Source organism: Herbaspirillum sp. CAH-3, assembly GCF_009668275.1.
Classification (GTDB): Bacteria; Pseudomonadota; Gammaproteobacteria; order Burkholderiales; family Burkholderiaceae_D; genus Herbaspirillum; species Herbaspirillum aquaticum.
The window spans coordinates 21,665-29,081 of record NZ_VSWE01000032.1 but is presented as its reverse complement, the minus strand read 5'-3'; the positions used below and the strand labels follow the sequence as shown (position 1 = coordinate 29,081).

Annotated in this window: 6 protein-coding genes; 1 reads left to right on the top strand and 5 read right to left on the bottom strand. The window is 65.3% G+C overall.

All coding sequences use genetic code 11. The annotated features are described in order from the left end of the window. The first annotated feature begins 184 nt into the window (after window positions 1-184). Window positions 185-1,099 (top strand): 16S rRNA (cytidine(1402)-2'-O)-methyltransferase, encoded by a 915-nt coding sequence (gene rsmI / locus FYB76_RS25980; protein WP_088755461.1) that lies wholly within the window; start codon window positions 185-187, stop codon window positions 1,097-1,099. A 143-nt stretch (window positions 1,100-1,242) separates the two neighbouring features. On the opposite strand, the gene FYB76_RS25975 is transcribed toward rsmI, so the two are convergent. The 5 genes from FYB76_RS25975 to mreC form a co-directional block, all read right to left on the bottom strand. Next, window positions 1,243-2,451 carry a septal ring lytic transglycosylase RlpA family protein gene (locus tag FYB76_RS25975; RefSeq protein WP_195724723.1) on the bottom strand — a complete coding sequence of 403 codons (1,209 nt, stop codon included), beginning with the start codon at window positions 2,449-2,451 and terminating at the stop codon, window positions 1,243-1,245. A 207-nt stretch (window positions 2,452-2,658) separates the two neighbouring features. Beyond that, entirely contained in the window at window positions 2,659-3,768 is a 1,110-nt protein-coding gene (rodA, locus tag FYB76_RS25970; RefSeq protein WP_034340689.1) for a rod shape-determining protein RodA, read from the bottom strand. A gap of 40 nt (window positions 3,769-3,808) precedes the next feature. Further along, a complete protein-coding gene (mrdA, locus tag FYB76_RS25965; RefSeq protein WP_088755463.1) occupies window positions 3,809-5,782 on the bottom strand; it encodes a penicillin-binding protein 2 in 1,974 nt (657 codons plus the stop codon). Between the two features lie 19 nt (window positions 5,783-5,801). Then, window positions 5,802-6,311 carry a rod shape-determining protein MreD gene (gene mreD, locus FYB76_RS25960; RefSeq protein WP_154135541.1) on the bottom strand — a complete coding sequence of 170 codons (510 nt, stop codon included), beginning with the start codon at window positions 6,309-6,311 and terminating at the stop codon, window positions 5,802-5,804. Beyond that, a complete protein-coding gene (gene mreC, locus FYB76_RS25955) occupies window positions 6,308-7,387 on the bottom strand; it encodes a rod shape-determining protein MreC (protein WP_088755465.1) in 1,080 nt (359 codons plus the stop codon). Before mreC ends, mreD begins: the two co-directional genes overlap by 4 nt. Window positions 7,388-7,417 lie beyond the last annotated feature (30 nt).

The window sequence follows — 7,417 nt, the reverse complement described above, 5'->3', positions numbered from 1 at the left end:
GGTCCCCGGCGGCAGGGCCAGCGGGGCGGGGGCTGCCGCACCAGGCGTGGCAGCCTGGGCCAGCAGAGGTACACTGTCGGCTGCTGCGGCGTCGGCCGGCATCATCCAGGGTGCCAGCATGCCTGCCAGCAGGGCCGCTTGCGCGGTCATTTTCTTCCAACTTGTGAACATCCCGCCCCCTCCAATGAATCAGAATTCCAGCGTCGCCGCCTCCATCCTGCAGGATGCCGCCCAGCAAAGCTATCCGGTGTCGGCATTATATGTGCTGGCCACGCCCATCGGAAACGTCTGCGACATCACCCTGCGCGGCCTGCATGTGCTGGCCATTGCCGACGCGGTGGCCTGCGAGGATACCCGCAATACCAGCCAGTTGCTGCAGCGCTATGGACTCTCCAAGCAGTTGCTGGCGACCCACGAACACAACGAGCGTGAAGCCGCCGCCAAGATCATCGAACGCCTGCAGGCCGGCCAGCGCGTGGCCCTGGTCTCGGACGCCGGTACGCCGGCCATCTCCGACCCCGGTGCCCGTGTAGTGGACGCCGTGCGCGCCGCAGGGTTCCAGGTCATCGCCTTGCCCGGTGCCTCGGCGGCGGTGACGGCCTTGTCGGCCTCGGGCCTGACCGATGCCCGCTTCCACTTCGTCGGCTTCCTGCCGGCCAAGACCCGCCAGCGCGAAACCGCCTTGCAGGAACTGGTCGCGCTGCAGGCCGCGCTGGTGTTCTACGAAGCCCCGCACCGCATCGTCGAGACCGTGCAGTCCATGCTGCAGGTCTTCGGCCCCGCGCGCCAGGTGGTGCTGGCGCGCGAGCTGACCAAGCTCTTCGAACACATCCACCGCTGCCCGCTGGGCGAGGCCGTGGCCTGGCTGGAGCAGGATGCCAACCGCCAGCGCGGGGAATTCGTGGTCTTGCTGGAAGGAGCGCAGCCGGTGGAGGGCGAAGATGCCGAGGGCGAGCGCGTCTTGCGCATCCTGCTGGAAGAGTTGCCGGTCAAGCAGGCGGCCGCACTGGCCGCGCAGATCACCGGCCAGAAAAAGAATGCCCTGTATGAACGCGCCCTGCAGATCCGGCAAGGCGCGCAAGAGGATGGGGACGCCTGAGGCCGCCCAGGCCTCCGGTTCAGCCCGTTCGGGCGATCAAATGAAGGTTTGTGCGGGACCACTCCTGCGCCGCCGCCACGCTGCCCTGCGTTGAAATGCCTTTGCAGGGCGGGTGAAGAAATTTCCCAACAGCCAAAACCGGCTCAACGCTCCACGATGAACGGTGTACCGGCACTGCGCTGGCGCACCAGCATGGCCGCATTCTGCGCTGCCGGACGGGTCGGGTAGGGGCCGGCATAGAGGCGATAGAGGCCGTTGACCTGCACTGCCTGCATGTTGTCGACGATGCCCGAGAGGCTGGGCAGCAGCTTGTCGCGCGCCACCAGGGCATTGGCTTCTTGCGAGTAGGCCCCGAACTGCAGGTAATAGCCGGCCGTCAGCGGCACCGCCTGCGGCATGGCCGGAGAGGGTGCCGAGCCGCTGGCTACGGCATTGATGATGCCGCCGCCCCCGGCCATGCCCGCGCCACCGGCGGCGGTGCTGGTGCTGGCGTTGATGGGCTGTACCGCAGCCACCGTGGGTTGCGGCGGCAGGCTTTGCGCGCTCACCGTATTGATTTCTACTTGTCCGGTGGAGACACCCTGGCCACCGGCCCCGGTATCGGCCGCCCGGTTGATCGGATCGGCCGCTGCCAGCGTGGTGCCGCCCCCATTGCGGCGTGCATCGGCCATGCGCTGGGCTTCTTCCGGCAGGATGCGCTCGACTTCCAGTTCGCTGCTGCCGGTCCCGAGGTAGCCGAGCTTGAGCGCGGCCGTGTACGAGAGGTCGATGATGCGGCTGGAGTGGAAGGGTCCGCGGTCATTGATGCGCACGATGACCTGCTTGCCGGTCTTCAGGTTGGTCACCCGGGCGTAGGAAGGGATGGGCAGCGTGGGGTGCGCGGCCGTCATCTTGTACATGTCGTAGAGTTCGCCCGAAGAGGTCTTCTGGCCATGGAATTTCTTGCCATACCAGCTGCCCACGCCACGCTGGATGAAGGGCTGGTTGGTGTCCGTGATCGGCACGTAGGTCTTGCCGAACACCGCATAAGGCCGGCTGGCGGCCTTGGAGACCGGCTCCACCTGCGGTTCGGCATCGGCCACGTCCAGCAGGCCATCGGGGATGTGATCGCCCGGACCGTCATCCTTGTAGTAGCCGCCGCGGCCGGAACCCGCTGCCGGCAGGGCCGGCACATTGGAGGGCCGGGTGCTGGCCGACTTGGTGGGGGTGGCCGGTGCCTGGGCGGTCTGGCGCGGGGCCTGCTGGGTGGTGCCGCAGGCGGCCAGCAGCAAGGGCAGCAGCAGCGTGCCCCAGCGCAGGACGCGGCCCAATGGGGCAGGGCGGTGGTGATGGTCTAGAGTGGGTGTTTCCATGGGCTGTCCTTGGTCAACAGTCGATGCGCGGGGCCTGGCGCTTGCGGGTCCCGGCCGGAATGTTCGCAACGATACCAGACTGCAATGCACCGAGGCTGACAACTCGTAAGTACAGCAAGTTCACGAATCCTCGCAAACTTGCCATTCGTGCAATAAGAAAAGTGCGTGTCCGGATCAGCTTTAAATCAGCTTTGGCGCAGCTTCAACTCAGCTTTGAACCAGCTTGCGATGGCGCTGGATGCTCATCAGGATGCCCGCGCCCAGCCCCAGCGTGACCAGGGCGGTACCGCCATAGCTCATGAAGGGAAGAGGAACGCCCACCACCGGCAGGATGCCGCTGACCATGCCCATGTTCACGAAGGCATAGGTAAAGAAGATCATCGTGATCGCCCCGCCCAGGAGGCGCGTGAACAGCGTGGGCGCGTTGGCCGTGATCATCAGGCCGCGTCCGATCAGCAGCAGGTACAGCACCAGCAGCACGCAGTTGCCGATCAGCCCGAACTCTTCCGAATAGACCGAGAAGATGAAGTCGGTGGTGCGTTCGGGGATGAATTCAAGGTGCGTCTGGGTACCCATCAGCCAGCCCTTGCCGGTGACGCCGCCCGAGCCGATGGCGATGGTGGACTGGATGATGTGGAAGCCCTTGCCCAGCGGATCGGAGGTCGGGTCGATGAGCATCATGACGCGCTGGCGCTGGTAATCGTGCATGAAGGACCACACCACCGGCAGGCTGGCCGCACCGGCCACGAAGAGCCCCAGCAGGATCTTCCAGGGCAGGCCGGCAAAGAAGATGACGTAGAAGCCGGCGGCCAGCACCAGCAGACCGGTCCCCAGGTCAGGCTGGCGGATGATGAGGAAGCCCGGGATCAGCAGCAGGATCGCCGCCACCAGGAAGGCATCCCAGCGCAGCATGCCTTCGCGCTTCTGGAAGTACCAGGCCAGCATGAGCGGCATGGCGATCTTCATGATTTCGGAAGGCTGCACCACCATGCCGATGTTGAGCCAGCGGCGCGAGCCCTTCTTGATGATGCCGAACAGCGCCACCGCAATGAGCAGCGTCACCCCCACCGTATAGACCGGCACGGCCAGTCGCAGCAGCAGCTGGGGCGAGACGTTGGCGGCCACCCACATGACGATGAAGGCCACCAGGATGTTGCGCAGCTGGTCTTCCACCCGGCCGGGGAAGTTCATGCCGGCCGAATAGAGGGTGACGATGCCCACCGACAGGATCAGGAACACGATCAGCGACAGCGCGCCGTCGAACACCGTCAGGTGCGGCTTGATGATTTGCCACAGGGGCGGACGTTGCAGGCTCATGCCGGCTCCTTGTGCGTACTGCTCGTTGCGATGTCAGGCCTCATTCCTGCACATCCGGCTGGACCGTCGGCGTATTGCTGCTGCCGGCGTCGTCGGAAGTGGGACCTTCGACCGGGGTATCCGGGCTCACCGCCTCGGGCGCGACCGACTTGATCGGCTCATTGGGGCGCTTGCCCAGCATGAAGTAATCCATGGCCTTGCGCACCAGCGGGGCAGCCACGCCGGCGCCCCAGCCACCGTTCTCGACGACGGCCGCAATGGCGATGCGCGGCGCATCGGCCGGTGCAAAGCCGATATAGAGGCCGTTGTCATGGTAGATGCGCGAGAGCTTCTTGGAATCATACTTCTGGTTCTTGGCGATGTTGACCACCTGCGCCGTACCGGTCTTGCCGCCCGACTCGTAGGGCGCGCCCCGGAAGGCGGCAGCGCCCGTCCCTTCCTTGACCACGCCCACCATGGCGCGCTTGATGAAGTCGATGTTTTCCTGCTTCAGCGGGATGCGGTAGCTTTCCTTGGGCACGGTCTCGGTGCGCTCGTGGGATACGCCGTCCTCGATGATCTTGACCAGGTGCGGCTTCATCACCACGCCATTGTTGGCCAAGATGGAAGTCGCCTGCGCCAGTTGCAGCGGGGTGAAGCTGTTGTAGCCCTGGCCGATGCCCAGCGAGACGGTGTCACCGGCGATCCAGCGTTTCTGCTCGGGTTTGCGGAAGGCGGTGCGCTTCCACTCGGTGGAGGGCAGGATGCCGCGCTTCTCGTGCTCCAGGTCGATACCGGTGATCTGGCCGAAACCGAAGGGCTTCATGAAGTCATGGATGGCATTGACCCCCATGTCATTGGCCAGCATGTAGTAATAGGTGTCGCAGGAGACCACCACCGAGCGGTACATGTCGACCACGCCGTGGCCGCCTTCCTTGTCGTCCCGGAAGCGGTGATTGCCAAGGATGAAGTAGCCGGGGTCGCGGATGGCATCCTGCGGACGGCGCTTGCCCAGTTCCAGGGCGGCCAGCGCCATGAAGGGCTTGTAGGTCGAGCCGGGCGAATAGAGACCCGACAGCGGACGGTTCAGCAGCGGCCGGTCGGGCGACTTGTTCAACTCGTCCCAGCTCTGCTGGTCGATGCCTTCGACGAACAGGTTGGGGTCATAGGAGGGCTGGGAGACATAGGCCAGGATGTCGCCGGTGGCCGGGTTGATCGCCACCAGCGCGCCCTTCTGGTCGCCGAAGGCTTCTTCGACCACCTTCTGCAGCTCGATGTCGATGGACAGGATCAGGTTCTTGCCGGGCGTGGCCGGCGTGCGCGAGAGCGAGCGCACGGCACGTCCGCTGGCCGAGATTTCCACTTCCTCGTAGCCGGTCGTGCCGTGCAGCTGGCTTTCGTAGCTTTTTTCCAGGCCTTCCTTGCCGATGTAGTCGGTGCCGTTGTAGTTGGCCTCGTCGTCGGAGTCGGCGATGCGCTCGGCATCGCGCTGGCTGATGCGGCCGATGTAGCCGATCACGTGCGCGGCGGTCTTGCCGTAGGGGTACTGGCGGAACAGGCGGGCCTGCACTTCCACGCCGGGGAAGCGGTAGCGCTGCGCGGTGAACTTGGCCACTTCCTCATCGGTCAGGCGGGTGCGGATGGGCACGCTTTCGAAGTTCTTGGATTCTTCCTGCAGGCGGCGGAAGCGGCGGCGGTCGCGCTGCTGGATTTCAACGATGGTACCGAGCTCATCGATGAGGTCATCGATGTTGGTCTTGATCTTGGAGGGCGTGATTTCCAGCGTATAGGCCGAATAGTTGCGCGCCAGCACCACGCCGTTGCGGTCCAGGATCAGGCCGCGGTTGGGCACGATGGGCACCACGGAGATGCGGTTTTCCTCGGCCTGTGCGGCGTAGGCATCATGGCGCACCACCTGCAGCCACAGAAAACGGGCCAGCAGCAGGCTGAAGCACACCAGCACCAGCACGCTTGCGGCCAAGAGGCGCATCCGGAACAGCCTCAGCTCATGCGCGGTATTCTTGAATTCGGTCATGCTGCTTGCACCTGGCCCCTCAGATGGGGCGGTTCTCGTCGCGGTCCACCGCACGGCGCTGCGGGGCCAGAAGCAGGACGCTCACCACCGGCCACAGCAGGGCCGAGACCACGCTCTCGCTGAAATAGAACCAGTCCGGCGACTTGCCCGTGACCAGCAGCTGGATCACCAGTTGCACCGCCTGCGCCAGCAGCATCAGCGGCAGCACGTGCAGCGCCTGGGTGCGCAGCGGGAACCACAGCACGCGGCGGTGGATCATGATGGCGAAGTACGACAGCAGGGTGTAGGCCAGGGCGTTCTCGCCCAACAGCGTGGCTTCGTTCACATCCATGAGCAGGCCCATCATGAAGGCCACGCTGATGCCGACCTTGCGCGGCTGGTGGATGTTCCAGAACACCAGCGCCAGCGCCACGAAATCGGGCACGCCCGCCATCTGCCCCCAGGGCATCAGGTTCAGCACGAACGCCACGATGAGGCTGAAGGCAATGAACAGCGGGCTGGCCGGCAGGAGGATGTATTGGTTGTTCATCGTGCGGATTCCTTGGCGGCCGGCTTGGCATTGCTGGTTGCAGCAGCCGGAGCGGCCGGGGTGGAAGCGGCCGCGGGCTTGGCCGGCGGCGTCACGTTGGCGGCGCCCTTGCGGTCTTCCGCGGGTTTGTCCTTGGGCGTGGCGTTGGCTTCCTCGGCGCTGTTGTCGCGGGTGCTGTCACGCAGGCGGCGCTTGAAGAGCTTGGCCGATTTTTCATCGATCACGTCCGGCTCCGGACGCGGCGGCAGGTTCTGTTCCACCAGCAGGATCAGCAGCTGGCGATGGCGGTCGATGCCGGCCAGCGGACGGCACACGATGCGGGCGAAGGAGTCCGCCGAACGGGTTTCCACCAGCGCCACGCTGGCCACCGACAGGCCCGGCGGATAGACGCCGTCGATGCCCGAGGTCACCAGCACGTCACCCTTCTGGATATCGGCGTTGGCGGGCATGAAGCGCAGGTCCAGCGCGCCGGTCTGGCCGCGGCCGTAGGCCACGCTGCGCAAGCCGTTGCGCAGTACCTGCACGGGAATGGCCTGGTCCTTGTCGGTCAGCAGCGTGACTTCGGAAGAGAACGGGAATACCCGTGTCACCTGGCCCACGATGCCGACCTCGTCGATGACCGGCTGGCCGGCCGTGACGCCCTGCTGCGAGCCGCGATTGAGGATGATCTTGCGGGTGAAGGGATCGCGCGCATCGTAGAGGATCTCGCCGACGATGGACTTGACCGGCACCTTCTGCTGCATGTCCAGCAGCTTGCGCAATTGCACGTTCTCGGCCGCCAGCAGGCGTTCCTGCTGCATCAGCTGGGCGTTGACGATCTGCTGCTGGCGCAGTTCGCGGTTTTCCTTCTGCAGCGACGCCAGCGAAGAGAAGTATTCGGACGAATTGGTGAAGGCGTCGCGCGGCACCATGGCCACCGTCTGGAACGGATAGAGGGCCGTGCCCAGCGCCTGGCGCAGCGTGCCCAGCACGTGCATGCGGGCGTCGACCACCAGCATCACGACCGAGATCAATGCAAAGACGGTCACGCGCACCCGGGCGGAAGCGCCCTGCTTGAAGAGTGGTGGGATTTCCATGGCGTCAGGCCGACTGCAGGGTCACGCCAG

Excerpts from the sequence above, each read along its gene's own strand:
- rsmI (WP_088755461.1), top strand. The coding sequence starts at position 185 with ATGAATCAGAATTCCAGCGTCGCCGCCTCCATCCTGCAGGATGCCGCC.
- FYB76_RS25975 (WP_195724723.1), bottom strand. The coding sequence starts at position 2,451 with ATGGAAACACCCACTCTAGACCATCACCACCGCCCTGCCCCATTGGGC.
- rodA (WP_034340689.1), bottom strand. The coding sequence starts at position 3,768 with ATGAGCCTGCAACGTCCGCCCCTGTGGCAAATCATCAAGCCGCACCTG.
- mrdA (WP_088755463.1), bottom strand. The coding sequence starts at position 5,782 with ATGACCGAATTCAAGAATACCGCGCATGAGCTGAGGCTGTTCCGGATG.
- mreD (WP_154135541.1), bottom strand. The coding sequence starts at position 6,311 with ATGAACAACCAATACATCCTCCTGCCGGCCAGCCCGCTGTTCATTGCC.
- mreC (WP_088755465.1), bottom strand. The coding sequence starts at position 7,387 with ATGGAAATCCCACCACTCTTCAAGCAGGGCGCTTCCGCCCGGGTGCGC.